The sequence below is a fragment of the Leeia aquatica genome (genome assembly GCF_012641365.1).
Lineage (GTDB): Bacteria > Pseudomonadota > Gammaproteobacteria > Burkholderiales > Leeiaceae > Leeia > Leeia aquatica.
Map to the genome: position 1 here is coordinate 472,460 of NZ_JABAIM010000001.1, position 14,153 is coordinate 486,612.

Annotated in this window: 14 protein-coding genes; all 14 read right to left on the reverse strand. The window is 60.9% G+C overall.

Features of this window, described 5'->3' with window-relative positions:
• Positions 1-120: 120 nt before the first annotated feature.
• The 14 genes from HF682_RS02175 to HF682_RS02240 all read right to left on the reverse strand — a co-directional run bounded on the left by HF682_RS02175 (position 121) and on the right by HF682_RS02240 (position 14,130).
• Entirely contained in the window at positions 121-348 is a 228-nt protein-coding gene (locus tag HF682_RS02175; protein ID WP_168875614.1) for a hypothetical protein, read from the reverse strand.
• Complete coding sequence (folC, locus tag HF682_RS02180; protein WP_168875615.1) at positions 345-1,664, reverse strand: bifunctional tetrahydrofolate synthase/dihydrofolate synthase; 1,320 nt, start codon at positions 1,662-1,664, stop codon at positions 345-347. Before folC ends, HF682_RS02175 begins: the two co-directional genes overlap by 4 nt.
• A complete protein-coding gene (gene accD, locus HF682_RS02185; RefSeq protein WP_168875616.1) occupies positions 1,664-2,533 on the reverse strand; it encodes an acetyl-CoA carboxylase, carboxyltransferase subunit beta in 870 nt (289 codons plus the stop codon). The genes folC and accD overlap by 1 nt, the downstream gene beginning before the upstream one ends.
• 52 nt (positions 2,534-2,585) lie before the next feature.
• Positions 2,586-3,395, reverse strand: coding sequence for a tryptophan synthase subunit alpha (trpA, locus tag HF682_RS02190; protein WP_168875617.1), 810 nt, complete (start codon positions 3,393-3,395; stop codon positions 2,586-2,588).
• 33 nt (positions 3,396-3,428) lie between these two features.
• Entirely contained in the window at positions 3,429-4,637 is a 1,209-nt protein-coding gene (gene trpB / locus HF682_RS02195) for a tryptophan synthase subunit beta (RefSeq protein ID WP_168875618.1), read from the reverse strand.
• Positions 4,638-4,640: 3 nt separating this feature from the next.
• On the reverse strand, positions 4,641-5,267 hold the full coding sequence (locus HF682_RS02200) for a phosphoribosylanthranilate isomerase (RefSeq protein WP_168875619.1): 627 nt from the start codon (positions 5,265-5,267) through the stop codon (positions 4,641-4,643).
• 45 nt (positions 5,268-5,312) lie between these two features.
• Positions 5,313-6,113 carry a tRNA pseudouridine(38-40) synthase TruA gene (gene truA / locus HF682_RS02205; protein WP_168875620.1) on the reverse strand — a complete coding sequence of 267 codons (801 nt, stop codon included), beginning with the start codon at positions 6,111-6,113 and terminating at the stop codon, positions 5,313-5,315.
• A 148-nt stretch (positions 6,114-6,261) separates the two neighbouring features.
• Complete coding sequence (locus tag HF682_RS02210) at positions 6,262-9,033, reverse strand: motility hub landmark protein FimV (protein ID WP_168875621.1); 2,772 nt, start codon at positions 9,031-9,033, stop codon at positions 6,262-6,264.
• A gap of 164 nt (positions 9,034-9,197) precedes the next feature.
• Positions 9,198-10,172 carry an aspartate-semialdehyde dehydrogenase gene (locus tag HF682_RS02215; RefSeq protein WP_168875622.1) on the reverse strand — a complete coding sequence of 325 codons (975 nt, stop codon included), beginning with the start codon at positions 10,170-10,172 and terminating at the stop codon, positions 9,198-9,200.
• Positions 10,173-10,260: 88 nt separating this feature from the next.
• The gene (locus HF682_RS02220; RefSeq protein WP_168875623.1) at positions 10,261-10,812 is read right to left on the reverse strand and encodes a hypothetical protein; all 552 of its coding nucleotides are present in this window, start codon (positions 10,810-10,812) and stop codon (positions 10,261-10,263) included.
• A gap of 89 nt (positions 10,813-10,901) precedes the next feature.
• Entirely contained in the window at positions 10,902-12,011 is a 1,110-nt protein-coding gene (gene asd, locus HF682_RS02225; RefSeq protein ID WP_168875624.1) for an aspartate-semialdehyde dehydrogenase, read from the reverse strand.
• Between the two features lie 232 nt (positions 12,012-12,243).
• Positions 12,244-13,305 carry a 3-isopropylmalate dehydrogenase gene (gene leuB, locus HF682_RS02230; RefSeq protein WP_168875625.1) on the reverse strand — a complete coding sequence of 354 codons (1,062 nt, stop codon included), beginning with the start codon at positions 13,303-13,305 and terminating at the stop codon, positions 12,244-12,246.
• Between the two features lie 58 nt (positions 13,306-13,363).
• Entirely contained in the window at positions 13,364-14,002 is a 639-nt protein-coding gene (gene leuD, locus HF682_RS02235) for a 3-isopropylmalate dehydratase small subunit (RefSeq protein ID WP_168875626.1), read from the reverse strand.
• Positions 14,003-14,004: 2 nt separating this feature from the next.
• Positions 14,005-14,130 carry an entericidin A/B family lipoprotein gene (locus tag HF682_RS02240; protein ID WP_168875627.1) on the reverse strand — a complete coding sequence of 42 codons (126 nt, stop codon included), beginning with the start codon at positions 14,128-14,130 and terminating at the stop codon, positions 14,005-14,007.
• Positions 14,131-14,153 lie beyond the last annotated feature (23 nt).

Below are 14,153 nucleotides of genomic sequence, written 5' to 3' on the forward strand. Positions count from 1 at the left end.
CGCTCTGGCAGTATCATCAGCCCTTGCGGACCGATGGTGAGTCAATTTTCCGTCGTCACACCCTGCAGCATCTGGTGTAACGCCCTATTCTGGTGCCTGCCCTTGGCAGCCGTTCATGACCTAGCGGCCAGATGCCTCGCTGGGCGGCAGGGATGCAGCATGTTGCACCGGGGTGGCCGCTGCCTGCGGCTTCCTGGGCCGGTGAACCGGAAACAGCGTAATCAATAACACCGCCAGTAAAGCCACGCCGTAGAGCACATGCCCCCAGCGCTTGCGCTGGGCCGTTCGCGCCTGCCATCGCTGCCATGCGGTGGACGGCACCTCGGGCTTGTCCGCGTCCACTTTCAATGCGCCCCTGCCTTATCCCGCGCCTGCAATACCGCACCTACCGTCACAAAGGAACCAAACACCACAATCCGGTCCCGCTCCCCCGCCTCTCGCTGGGCAAACTGCCATGCGGCTTCCGGGGAGGCAAATACACTGGCCTTGCCTGCACTCTGACTCGCCAGCGCCTGCAAGGTTTCCGCTTTGGCACCCCGTGGCGGCGGCAGATCACAAAACAGCCAGTGATCCACTTGCGGCTGCATCGCCTGCAGCACCGCCAGCTGATCCTTGTCCTGCATCATGCCGCAAATGGCAAAGGTACGCTCGAAATAGCCCATCTGCGACAGATTCTGCACCAAGGCCCGCGCAGCATGCGGATTATGCCCGACATCGAGCACCACCGCCGGACGACCCGGCAACACCTGAAACCGCCCCGGCAACTCCACTTCCAGCAGGCCACGACGCACCGCCCCCATGCTGACCGGCAGACGTGCATTGAGCTGCGTAATGGCTGCCAGTGCCGCTGCGGCATTGGCGAGCTGATAACTGCCGCGCAGCGCCGGGATGGGCAAGGAATGGAAGGCTCGCCCCTCGCACCAGCACTCCCACTGGTTTTCCATGCGGCGGTAGCCGAAACCATCGCCGCTGGAATCCCGCTGCAGTGGTAACCAGTGAGCGCCAATCGAGCGCGCATGCGCCACGATGGATGCCGGGATCTCCGGGTCGGTACAGATGGCAGGTTTGCCACTGCGATAAATCCCGGCTTTCTCAAAACCGATCAGCTCGCGGGTATCGCCCAGCAAGGCCTGATGATCAAGGTCAATGCTGGTGATGATGGAGGCATCCGGCTCAAAGGCATTGACCGCGTCCAGCCGCCCACCCAGCCCGACTTCCAGAATCATGACATCGACCGCTGCAGCCATGAACGCCGCTACCGCGGCCAGCGTGCCAAACTCGAAATAGGTCAGCGCCACCAGACCGCGCCCTTGCTCGACAGCCGCAAAGGAAGCGCACAGTGCCGCATCATCTATCGGCTGCACATTCAGACGGACCCGCTCGTGGTAGCGCAGCAAGTGCGGTGAGCTGTAGACGCCCACCTTGTAGCCCGCAGCACTGTAGATGCGCTCCAGCATGGCGCAAGTCGAACCCTTGCCATTGGTGCCCGCCACCATGATGACCGGACAGGTTGGCTTGAGCGCCATCTGCTGGATTACCCCTTGCACGCGGGCCAAGCCCAGCTCGATCACATCCGCGTGCAGGGCTTCCAGGTGAGCCAGCCAGCCGCTCACATCCTGCGGCAAGGCATTAGCCTCTCCGTGCTGCGTGGTCGCCAGTGGCATCAGGCGTCCAACGGCGGGTTGTTCTGCAGCAGGGTCAGCAGCTCGGCAATACGACGACGCAAGTCACGACGATCCACAATCATGTCGATGGCGCCATGCTCCAGCAGGAATTCGGAACGCTGGAAGCCTTCCGGCAGGGTTTCGCGCACCGTCTGCTCAATCACGCGGGAACCGGCAAAGCCGATTTCGGCCCCCGGCTCGGCCATCACGACGTCACCGAGGAAGGCAAAACTGGCGGACACGCCACCCATGGTCGGATCCGTCAGCAAGGAGATATATGGCAGCTTGCGATCGGCCAGCCGGGTGAGCGCGGCGCTGGTTTTGGCCATCTGCATCAGGGAATTCATCCCCTCCTGCATGCGGGCGCCACCGGAAGCGGCAATACTGATGAAAGGCACGTTCTGTTCCAGTGCGGCGTTGACCCCCCGCACAAAGCGCTCGCCCACCACCGAGCCCATCGAACCGCCGATAAACTTGAACTCAAAGGCCGCCGCCACCACCGGCTGACGCAGGATGGCACCTTGCATCACCAGCAGGGCATCGGTCTCGCCGGTTGCCGCTTCAGCCGCTTCCAGACGATCGACATAGCGCTTGCTGTCCTTGAAACGCAGGATGTCGATCGGCTTGACCTCGGAGGCCAGCTCGAAACGACCTTCCGGATCCAGCAGCATTTCCAGCCGGGCCCGCGCGCCCAGCGGGTTGTGGTGATTGCACTTCGGGCAGACGAACTGGTTATTTTCCAGGTCAGTCCGGTACAGCACAGCTTCACAAGCAGAGCACTTGCTCCACAGGCCTTCCGGCACCACGGTCTTGCCACCTGCCGGTTTGCTTTTGATTTTGGGCGGCAGCAGTTTTTGTAACCAGCTCATGGTTTATCCTCACATCCAATTACGCACCTCCCGTCACCGGGAGCACTGCCCATCACGCAGCGGTAGCCGCATCCATGGCAGCACGCAGCTCGGCCACCAGCCGCTGCAGGTTCCCTGCCAGCGTGTCAGCCGTGCTGCTTTCAATTTCCTTCACCAGCCGCGAGCCTATGATGACGGCGTCCGCCACCTTGGCCACGGCTGCGGCTCCAGCACCATCGCTGATGCCAAAGCCGACCCCGATTGGCAAGTGAATGTGCTTGCGCAGCTCAGGCATGCGCGCACCCACTGCACTGTAATCCACGTGACTGGCCCCGGTCACCCCCTTGAGGGAGACATAGTAGACATAGCCCTGTGCCCGCTCGGCAATCGCCTTGATCCGGGCTTCCGGCGTGGTCGGTGCCAGCAGGTAGATCGGGGCGATCTGCTGCGCCTTCAGGGCTGTCAGCAGCTCATCACTCTCTTCCGGCGGCACATCCACCGTCAGCAGACCGTCAACGCCCGCCATTTTCGCACGATTTGCGAACACCTCATAACCCATTCGCGCGACCGGGTTGGCATAGCCCATCAACACCACCGGCGTCTGGCTATCGGTCTTGCGGAATTCGGCCACCATGTCGAGCACCTGCCCGAGTCCGACACCGTGTTTCAAGGCACGCTCGCTGGCACGCTGGATCACCGGGCCATCGGCCATCGGGTCGGAAAACGGCACACCGAGTTCGATCAGGTTGGCGCCACCGGCGACCAGCGCGTGCATCAGGCTGACGGTTTGTCCGGGGTGTGGATCCCCGGCGGTGATGAAAGGGATCAGCGCTTTGCGGCCACGCTGTTGCAAGTCGGAAAACAGGGCGTCGATACGGGACATGATGCTTTCAGTATTCGGGTTGCGGAGCGGCGCTTACAGGGTAATGCCCATGCGCTTGGCGACGGTATTGATATCTTTGTCGCCACGGCCAGACAGGCAGACAAGGATCGACTGGTCGCGCGACAAGGTCGGGGCGATACGCCGGGCATGCGCCAGGGCATGGCTGCTCTCCAGCGCCGGGATGATCCCTTCAAAACGGCACAGGTCGTTGAACGCCTGCATGGCCTCATCATCGGTCACCGCCGTATATTCGGCGCGACCCACATCCTTGAGCCAGCTGTGCTCTGGCCCCACGCCTGGATAATCCAGCCCGGCAGAGATGGAGTGGGTTTCAATGACCTGCCCGTTTTCATCCTGCATCAGGTAAGAACGCGCACCATGCAAAATGCCCGGTTGTCCGGCGGACAAGGGGGCGGCATGCTTGCCGCTGTCCAGACCATGCCCACCCGCCTCGACGCCAACCAGCTTCACCGCCTCATCCTGCAGGAAACCGTGGAACATGCCGATGGCGTTGGAACCGCCGCCCACGCAGGCCACCACCTGGTCCGGCAGGCGCCCGGTCAGCTCCAGAATCTGCGCCCGTGCTTCGCGGCCGATCACCGACAGGAAATCCCGCACCATCATCGGGTAGGGGTGCGGGCCCGCTGCGGTGCCGAGAATGTAGAAGGTGTGGTCCACATTGGTCACCCAGTCGCGCATCGCTTCGTTCAGCGCATCCTTCAGGGTGCGTGAGCCACTGGACACGGGCACCACGGTGGCCCCCAGCAGTTTCATGCGGAATACATTAGGGGCCTGACGCTGTACGTCTTCCTCGCCCATGTACACCACGCACTCCATACCATAGCGCGCGGCAACGGTCGCGCTGGCCACGCCATGCTGACCCGCACCAGTCTCGGCAATCACCCGGCGCTTGCCCATGCGGCGCGCCAGCAACGCTTGCCCCATGGCGTTGGAAATCTTGTGTGCGCCGGTATGGTTCAGGTCTTCGCGCTTCAGATAGATTTGCGCACCACCCAGCTGTTCGGACCAGCGCGCGGCGTGATACACCGGGTTGGGGCGGCCCACAAAGTGCTTCAGTTCGTATTCAAACTCACGACGAAAGGCGTCATCTTGCTTGAAGTGCTCGTACTGTTGCCGCAGCTCATCCAGTGCCGACATCAGGGTTTCAGCGACATAGACGCCACCATAAGGGCCAAAATGACCACGGGCATCCGGCACACTGCGGAAATCGACCTGCTTCATTGCTTACCCCACATAGGTTGTTGCCACTGCACGCATGAACGCTTCGATGCGCGCCGGGTCCTTGACCCCTTTTTCCCGCTCTACCCCGCCGGACACGTCAACGGCCCAAGGTTTGACACGGCCAATGGCCTCGGCCACGTTGTCCGGGTCCAGCCCACCTGCCAGAATCAACGGCAAAGGCAAATCCGCCGGGATCAGCGACCAGTCAAACGACTGCCCCGTCCCGCCCGGCACCCCGGCCACCCAAGCATCCAGCAACAAACCGGCCGCATCGGCGTAGTTTTCGGCATATTGTAGCAAATCCAGCCCCGGTTTGACCCGCACTGCTTTCAGGTAAGGACGACCGAAGCTGCGGCAGAACGACGGCGATTCATCGCCATGAAACTGCAGCACATCCAGCGGGCATTGGGCCAGCACTTGCCGCACCTCGGCCTCAGTGGGATCGACAAACAAGCCCACTGTGGAGACAAAGGCAGGTACATGGCGGAGCAAGCCTGCGGCTTGCGCAATGCTCACACCACGGGGGCTGGGCGGATAAAACACCAGTCCAATGGCGTCTGCTCCGGCTTGGGCCGCCGCCGCCACATCCTCTGGACGGCTCAGGCCGCATATCTTGACGCGGGTACGCATGGGGAAACTCGATGAAATATGAAAGGACCTGCAGCGCAGCCTACCTTACCAGAACAGGCGGCCTTCGTCATGCCAGGTTGGCAGCTGATATACCTCCGGGTACTCGACACCGGCCAGATACAAACCCTCAGCCGCAAACATCGGCGCCCCCTTGCTGCGGTCACGACTGGCCAGCAGATCGGCCATCCAGCTGACCGGGGCCCGTCCGGTCCCCACGTGCACCAAGGCCCCGACCATATTGCGCACCATGTGATGCAGGAAGGCATTGGCGGTAAAACGCAGCTCGATCAGCTCGCCCTGCCGGCCCGGTGCATCATGGGTATGCAAGCTCAGCTGTTGCAAATGCTTGATGGGCGATTTGGCCTGACATTCGCTGGAGCGAAACGCACTGAAGTCATGCTCCCCCAGCAGGCAGCTGGCGGCCTCCTGCATGCTTTGCAGGCTCAGCTTGTGATGCAGCCAGCCCACGCGGGTCGCCAGCAGGCCGGGCCGTACCGGGTGGCTGTACAGGAAATAACGGTAACGTCGCCGCATGGCGGAAAACCGGGCATGAAAGGGTGCCTCAACCGGGCGCGCCCATAACACGGCCATATCATCCGGCAAGTGACTATTGACCCCACGCACCCAGGCCTGCTCCAGCCGGTGTACCTCGGTATCAAAATGCACCACCTGCATGCTGGCATGCACGCCGCGATCCGTACGCCCTGCAGCATGCACGGTGCTGAATTGCCCGGCGATGGTTTCAATCGCCGCCTCCAGCCGGGCTTGCAGGGTATCTACCTGCGGCTGGCGCTGCCAGCCCGCAAAGGCGGTGCCCCGATATTCCAGCCCCAACACCCAACGCATGCCATTTCCTTGTATTTGAACAGGCATGGGTTATACCACTGCCCCTCCCAAATGGACACCCCAAAATGCATACAGCAACCTCAATGAGGTTGCTGTATGCATGGTCTTGCGCACAGGCAAAGGCAGGTCATCTGACCTGCCCTGTAGCTTACTTCAGCTGATCCAGCAAGCGCCGGGCTTCGGATTGCTGCTCACCACTGCCCTCCTGCTCCACTTCGCCCAAGATCTCGCGCGCACCTTCCTGGTCACCCATTTCGATATAGGCTTTGGCCAGATCCAGCTTGGTGGCCACCGGATCGTCGCCCTCATCCATCGAGAACTCACCCACCTCGCCGGCGGACGATTCGCCGAGGTCCAAGCTGATGTCGCCAAGATCCATGTCGAGGCCATCGTCTGCAGCCGGGGCAGCACTTGGTGCCGCAGCCTTGGGCGCATCCAGGTCAAAGTTGAAGTCCAGCATGGCAGCTTCGTCAGCTGCGGCTTCAGCTGCTGGCGCAGCAGCCGGGGCATCCATCTCCAGCTCCGGCATATCAAGCGACATGTCCAGATCCAGCGACGGCGCTTCCTCCGCAGCGCTGGCAGCCGGTGCATCTGGCGCGCTCAGGTTCATGTCGCCCAGATCGAAGTCCAGCAATACCGGTGTTTCATCGGCAGCGGCCTCCGGTTCTGCAGTCACAGCAGCCTCAGCCGGGGTTCCGAGATCGAAGTCCAGATCCAGTTTCTGAGTCTGGTCCATGGCAGGCGCGGACGCCGCCGCCGGCTCATCACCCGGCAGGCCAAGGTCGAAGTCCAGATCGGTTGCCGCCGGAGCTGCAGCCGCGGCAGCGGCCACCGGGGCGGCTGCTTCAACCGCAGGCATGCTGGCCGTCTTGCTCATCGCCTCTTGCTGGCTGCCACCATAGAGCGGGTTTTGCGGATCGACCTGGCGGCCCATCTCGGCAGCCTTGCTCCACTGCGGCCCCATCCCCTGGGTATGCTTGTGCAGTTCGGCGGCTTGCGCGTTGAACGCTGTCACATCCTTGCGATTGGCGTAAATCTCCATCAACTTGACCCGCACTTCGTGGCGGGTGCCATCCTTGTGCAGGGCATCCCTCAGGATTTCTTCTGCCTGCGGATCGCGGCCATAAGCGAGGTAAACCTCTGCTTCAGCAATCGGATCGACCTCATCGGTATCGATCTGCCCCAGGCCTTCGCGGCTGAAATCGGTCAGGAAGGAGTTTTCCGTCGCGCCGGTATTGATGATGGCGCCACCGGTATTGCCAATATTGGTATTGGCGCGCAGGTCACTGCCCGTGATGATGCTGTCGTCAAAGCGGCCACGACGACGGCGGCGCATCACCAGCAACCCGCCAATCAGCGCCACAGCACCGACTGCGCCACCAATGATGGGCAAGTTCTCCATCACCACATCGGTCCATTCCGGCTCAGGGGCAGGTGCCTCCTGAACAGGTGCAACACGGCGCGGTTTGGCGGCAGGCTTGGAAGCCTCCTGCTCGGCACTCGCCACTTGCGGTTTGGCTTCACTGCTGGCGGTTTCCACAGCAGCACTGGCCACCGGCGCTGCCGAAGCCGCAGCGACCGGCAGCGGTTCGGAGGCTACTGCAGGTTTGGTGGGTTCTGCGGGCTTGACCGGCTCAGCAGGTTTGGTCGGTTCTGCAGGCTTGACCGGCTCAGTCGGTTTGCCGCTCTGCCCTGCTTTGGCCTGATCCTGAAGGCGCTTCATTTCCGCGTCCTTCAGCTTTAGCAAATCGCTCAGCTTCTTGTTCAGCGCTTCCTGCTCAGCCACCCGGTCCTGCAGTTCCTTCAGCTTCTTGTCTCGCGCCAGTGCTTCTGCTTCCAGCGCCTGCACCTTGTCCTTGGCTGCCTTGTTGCTGGTGGCATCGCTATTGGCGCTGGCCTTGCCGATCTGGCCCTGGGTCACCTTGACGGTACCCTTGTCGCCGTTGGCGGCAGCGGCACCCTTGTCCACCACCTTGGTTTCAATCTTGCCGCTGCTGGACTGGCCAGACTCACTGCTGCCGGAGGCGGGCTGCTGTGCCGCATTGCTGGCCACCTGCTGGCGATAACCGCTCCAGTTGGACGCATGCAGGCGGATCTCCTTGCGGGCTTCCGTCTGCGAAATGGCCTGAACCGCAGCCTGGTCGGGCACCTTGATGATGCTGCCAACCTTCATGCGGTTCATGTTGTTACGCTCGAAAGCATCGGGGTTGGCTTGATACAGCCCAACCAGCATTTGCTCCAGCGAAACATCATCATATTTGTTGCGACCCGCGATGCTGGCCAGTGTGTCGCCCCGCTTCACGGTGTAATCACCGCTGGCAGGCTCAGCTGCTGGCTCGGTTTTGGCGGGCTTGGCAGGTTTGGCTGGCTTGTCGGCCGCAGGCTGACCATTGGCCAGCAGCTGCTGATCCAGCGGAATGCTGGAGCGGAAGTTCTGTTTCTTGCTGCCTTTGCTGCCTTTGGTCGTGGGCAGGTTGACCGTTGGCGCATTGCCGGTGGGCTTGGCCGTCATCTTGTAGTCGGCGGGGTCGAGCAGCGCGGTGAACTCTTTCACCACCTTGCCAGACGACCAGGACAGCTCGACCAGCACATCGACAAACGGCTCATTGACGGGCTGTCCCGTCACCATGCGCACGTACGACGAGCCATTGCTTCGTCGCTCAATCGTGAAGCGCGCCCCGGCCAGCTGCGACGGAAAATCAATCCGCGCATCCCGATAGGCATCTTGCGAAGCCATGCGGATGATGAAGTTGGAGGGGTCTTCGTTAGCCCCGGTCACCAGCTCGATTTCTGCATGCAGGGGTTGCCCCAGTCCGGACAGGACGGTCAGCTTTCCCAAACCCGCAGCGCCGGCAACCATCGGGAACGCCAACAAGGCGGAAGCCACCAGCCTTGCTGTTGTTTTAGTGTAGATGCCCACGATGCCTCTCCTTGCCCTTGCCATATTATTGAATGTCATATTTTAAAATAACATCATGCAGTTAGCGTTGCAAGCTAAATACAAGCATAAAGTTGCCTACGTAAAAAGCTCATTTAAATGAAGAATTTACGAACAATGCGGCGTGACAAAATTACAACAGCATGTCATGCCTGTACCCAATTCGCTACGCATTGCACCACTGCTGTTGCATTCAGGCACATCGGGTCCGCACACAGCCAAAACCCCACACGCCGAGGGCTGATTTGCCGCAGCCGACTCACAAAAACATCGGCCTTGCCAATCACATCAATGGGCGTCATATAGCCCCCCGCCTTGGCCTCATCCCGCAGCAAGACCGTCTGGGCCGTATCCAGCCGGGTTCTGACTGCTTCTTCTGAGGCTTCATGATCCAGCTCCAGCGTTACGGAAGCTGCCAACCCATAAAACACCGGGGCCTGCACCGCCGTCACACTGACCAGCAGATCATCCCGCTGCAACAAGCCGGGTAACTGTTCCGCAACCCGCTGCTCCGTGCGGGTATGCTGTGCATCAATGAAGGCACCCACTTGCGGTATAGCATTAAATGCACTGCGCACCGGAAAACTTGCCAGTTCCACATCCTGATTATTGAAGAGCGCCACCGTTTGCTGGGCCAGTTCCTCTACAGCATCCCGCCCGCGTGACGCAGCCGGATACAGGGCGGTGACGTGAACCGCCGCCACGCCCCACTCTTCTTCGAAGCTGGGCAACACCCGCGCCAGCATGTGCGCCAAAGGCTCAGCCACCACCATGCTGGACGAAGTAATATCCCCCTCCAGCACCATCAGGCTGGCACCCGGCAAGCCACCCGAGAGATCCAACACCATGCAGCCGCTGGCTTGTGCTCGCGCTGCATGCCGCTGTACCACACGCTCACTGGCTGCGAAGACCACAATATCCGCTTGAGAGAAGTCAAAATCATCCACAGCCGACACCCGCAGGGATTTGCCCTGCCATTCGATGGTGTCACCAGACGAATCCGTGCTGGCCAGCGGGTACAAGGTAGTCACCGGCACCGCCTGGCTGTCCAGTTGCTCCAGTACCATTTCCCCCATGGCCCCGGTAGCACCCACCAAAGCCAGCCGACAAGGTTTACTCATGTTTCTTTCCATCCGTTCCTGCTACCAAAACAAAAGGGCGCGCCGCGCCCTGCATCGGGGAATCCCCCATGGCTACCCGCTTGCCGCGTCAGCCCTGCACCTTGCAGCGTTCACCCAGCACACTCTCTGCATCCGGCCCCAGCCGCCATACTTCGCTGCCCTCACCCGCCGCGCCTTGACTGTACTCAAAGCTGACGTACATGGGCTTGCGCCCTTTGTCGGCCACCTTGAAGAAGCGGAACTGATACGTTGCACTGTCTTCATCACACGACGTGCGCAAGGCCTGTACAGGCTCACCTTGCAGCATGGCCATGCCCTGCGCACGCCGGGCATCCAGCTGAAGTTCAGCCACCGCCACATACAGTCGGGCGCCTTTCAGCTCAATCCAGGCCGGCACACTCCCCTTGGCCAAGGGCAGCATGATTTTGCCTTGCAGGGTGTAGCCATGATCGCTGATTTGCTGGCGCGACCACTTCCAGACGGTCTGCGGCAATTTTTCTGCATCCTGCCACGCCACATTCGTCTGGGTGGTATCGGCAGGTACCGACAAGGCGCGCAATACCGGCGACAAGGGTGCGGCGTGCAACATCGGCACCACGAACAGCATCATCAGCCCAGCCCGGTGTTTACGCATCGGCATGCCTTGCTCAGTTCATAAAATAAACAGGGTTCATGATGATATCATGAACCCTGTCTCACTCCTACGCTACCGGCTGATTTACAAACGAGTCAGCGCTCCAGCAAGATACGCAGCATGCGGCGCAACGGCTCCGCCGCACCCCACAGCAGCTGGTCACCCACCGTGAAGGCACCCAGGTAATCCGGCCCCATATTGAGCTTGCGCAGGCGGCCCACCGGCACCGACAAGGTACCCGTCACCGCCGTCGGGGTCAGTTCACGTGCGCTGATTTCACGCTCATTCGGCACCACCTTCACCCAGTCATTGGCCTGGCCGATCATGTCCACCAACTCATCCAGTGGCACATCGCGCTTGAGTTTGATGGTCAGTGCCTGGCTGTGGCAACGCATCGCACCAATACGCACGCAGATGCCGTCCACCGGAATCGGGTTGGCTTCGCGGCCCAGGATCTTGTTGGTTTCCGCCTGCCCCTTCCACTCCTCCTTGCTCTGACCGCTTTCCAGTTGCTTGTCGATCCACGGAATCAGGCTGCCTGCCAGCGGCACGCCGAACTGGTCGGTCGGGAAGTCGCTGCTGCGCATGGTCGCCGCCACCTTGGCGTCGATATCCAGAATGGCGGAAGCCGGGTCGGCCAGCAGATCAGACACCCCGGCATGGATGCTGCCCATCTGGCGAATCAGCTCGCGCATGTTCTGCGCACCAGCACCTGACGCCGCCTGATAGGTCATGGCACTCATCCACTCGACCAGATTGTTCTGGTAGAGACCGCCCAGCGCCATCAGCATCAGGCTGACGGTGCAATTGCCGCCAATATAGTTCTTGACGCCACGCTTGAGGCCGTCGCGGATCACATCCAGGTTGACCGGATCAAGAATGATGATGCTGTCTTTGTCCTGACGCAGCGTGGAGGCGGCATCAATCCAGTAGCCTTGCCAGCCCGCCGCACGCAGCTGCGGAAAAACTTCACTGGTATAGTCGCCACCCTGGCAGGAAATGATGACATCCAGCGCTTTCAGGGCGTCAATCGAGCGGGCATCCTGCAATGCCGGACTGTCCTTGCCCACATTCGGGGCCGCACCGCCCACATTGGAGGTGGTGAAGAACACCGGCTCGATCAGGTCGAAATCGCGTTCTTCACGCATACGCTGCATCAGCACGGAACCCACCATGCCGCGCCAGCCAACAAACCCTACACGCATTTCCATTTTCCTCAAGCTGGTAGCGCCCCGCTTTTCCCCTCGTCCCACCGCTTGCGGGACGAAAGCGGAGGAGGTGTGAACTAGCCCTTCATCACGGTTTTGGTGATGATGGTGGTGGTGCGTTTGATGGACGCAATGCGGCCAGCCGGGGTCAGCTTGCCCGGCTGTTGCTTGCTGTTGATCAAACGCACACTGCTCATGTTCTTCCTGTTCCGCTCAGCGACAGATACGCTTACAGGGCTGCCAGTACGGCATCGCCCATCTGCGTGGTGGAGATCTTCTCGGTACCGGCCTCAAAGATGTCTGCAGTACGCAGACCCTGGGCCAGCACGGATTTAACTGCTGCTTCAATACGTTGCGCAGCGTCTTCCTTGGCAAAACTGTACCGCAACATCATGGCTACTGACAATATGGTTGCCAGCGGATTGGCCAGATTCTTCCCGGCGATGTCCGGTGCCGACCCATGACAAGGCTCGTACAAGCCCTTGTTGTTGGCGTCCAGCGAGGCTGATGGCAGCATACCGATGGAGCCGGTCAGCATCGAGGCCTCATCCGAGAGGATGTCGCCAAACATGTTGCCGGTCACCATCACGTCAAACTGCTTCGGGTTGCGCACCAGCTGCATGGCGGCGTTATCTACCAGCATGTGGCTCAGCTCCACTTGCGGGTAGTCCTTGCCCACTTCGGTCACCACGTCGCGCCACAGCTGGGTGGCTTCCAGCACGTTCATCTTGTCCACCGAGCACAGCTTGCGGTTGCGGCGCATGGCCGTCTCGAAGGCCACCTTGGCAATGCGGCGAATCTCCGACTCGCTGTACACCATGGTGTTGTAACCCACGCGCTCGCCATTGCGGGTTTCAATGCCACGCGGCTCGCCAAAGTAAATATCACCCACCAGCTCCCGGATGATCATGATGTCCAGCCCGGACACCACTTCCGGCTTCAGGGTAGAGGCATTGGCCAGTTCCGGGTAGAGCACGGCCGGGCGCAGGTTGGCAAATACACCCAGCTGCTTGCGGATGCCGAGCAGACCACGTTCCGGGCGTTGCTCACGCGGCAGGTTATCCCACTGCGGGCCACCGACGGCACCCAGCAGGATGGCATCGGCCGCTTGTGCCAGCTTTTGCGTTGCTTCCGGATAGGGGCTGCCGGTGGCATCCACCGCCCCACCACCCAGCACGCCGTATTCATACTCGATCGGCAAGCCATCGCTGCGCAGGGCATCCAGCACCCGCACGGCTTGCGCCACAATTTCCGGACCGATGCCGTCACCCGGCAGAATGGCAATCTTCATGTCTCAAACTCTCAACTCAGAAAAACAAATCGCCCCGAAGCGGGGCGATCCAGATCACTCAGGCAAACAACCATGGCTGCTGCTGGCGGCGCGTCGCCTCATAGGCACGGATCTCGTCCGCGTGCTCCAGCGTCAGCCCAATTTCATCCAGCCCATTGAGCAAGCAATGCTTGCGATGCGCTGTAATCTCAAAACCATAGCGCTGCCCATCCGGCGCTACCACCACCTGCGCTGCCAGATCAATGGTCAGGCGATAGCCAGCACCCGCCTCGCACTGGGCAAACAGGCGGTCCATCACTTCTGCCGGCAGCACGATCGGCAGCAGGCCGATCTTGAAGCAGTTGTTAAAGAAAATATCTGCAAAGCTCGGTGCCAGCACGGCGCGGAAGCCATAGTCTTCCAGCGCCCACGGTGCATGCTCACGGCTGGAGCCACAGCCGAAGTTCTCACGGCACAGCAGAATCTGTGCGCCTTGATAGCGCGGCTGGTTCAGCACGAATTCCGTATTGAGCGGGCGCGTGCTGTTGTCCATACCCGGCTCACCATGGTCCAGGTAGCGCCACTCATCAAACAGGTTGGGGCCAAAGCCGGCCCGCTTGATGGACTTGAGAAACTGCTTGGGAATGATGGCGTCGGTATCGACATTGGCCCGGTCCAGCGGACACACCAAACCATCAAGGGTCTGAAAAGCCTTCATGCTCAGCTCGCTGCTTTCTGGATGGCCTCGCCACCCTTCTCGATATCCTTGCCCACGCCCTTGACGGTATTGCAACCAGCCAGCCCCAGCAGGACAGACAACAGACCCAGCATCATGATCTTGCGCATGTGATTGACTCCTTGTTTAACAG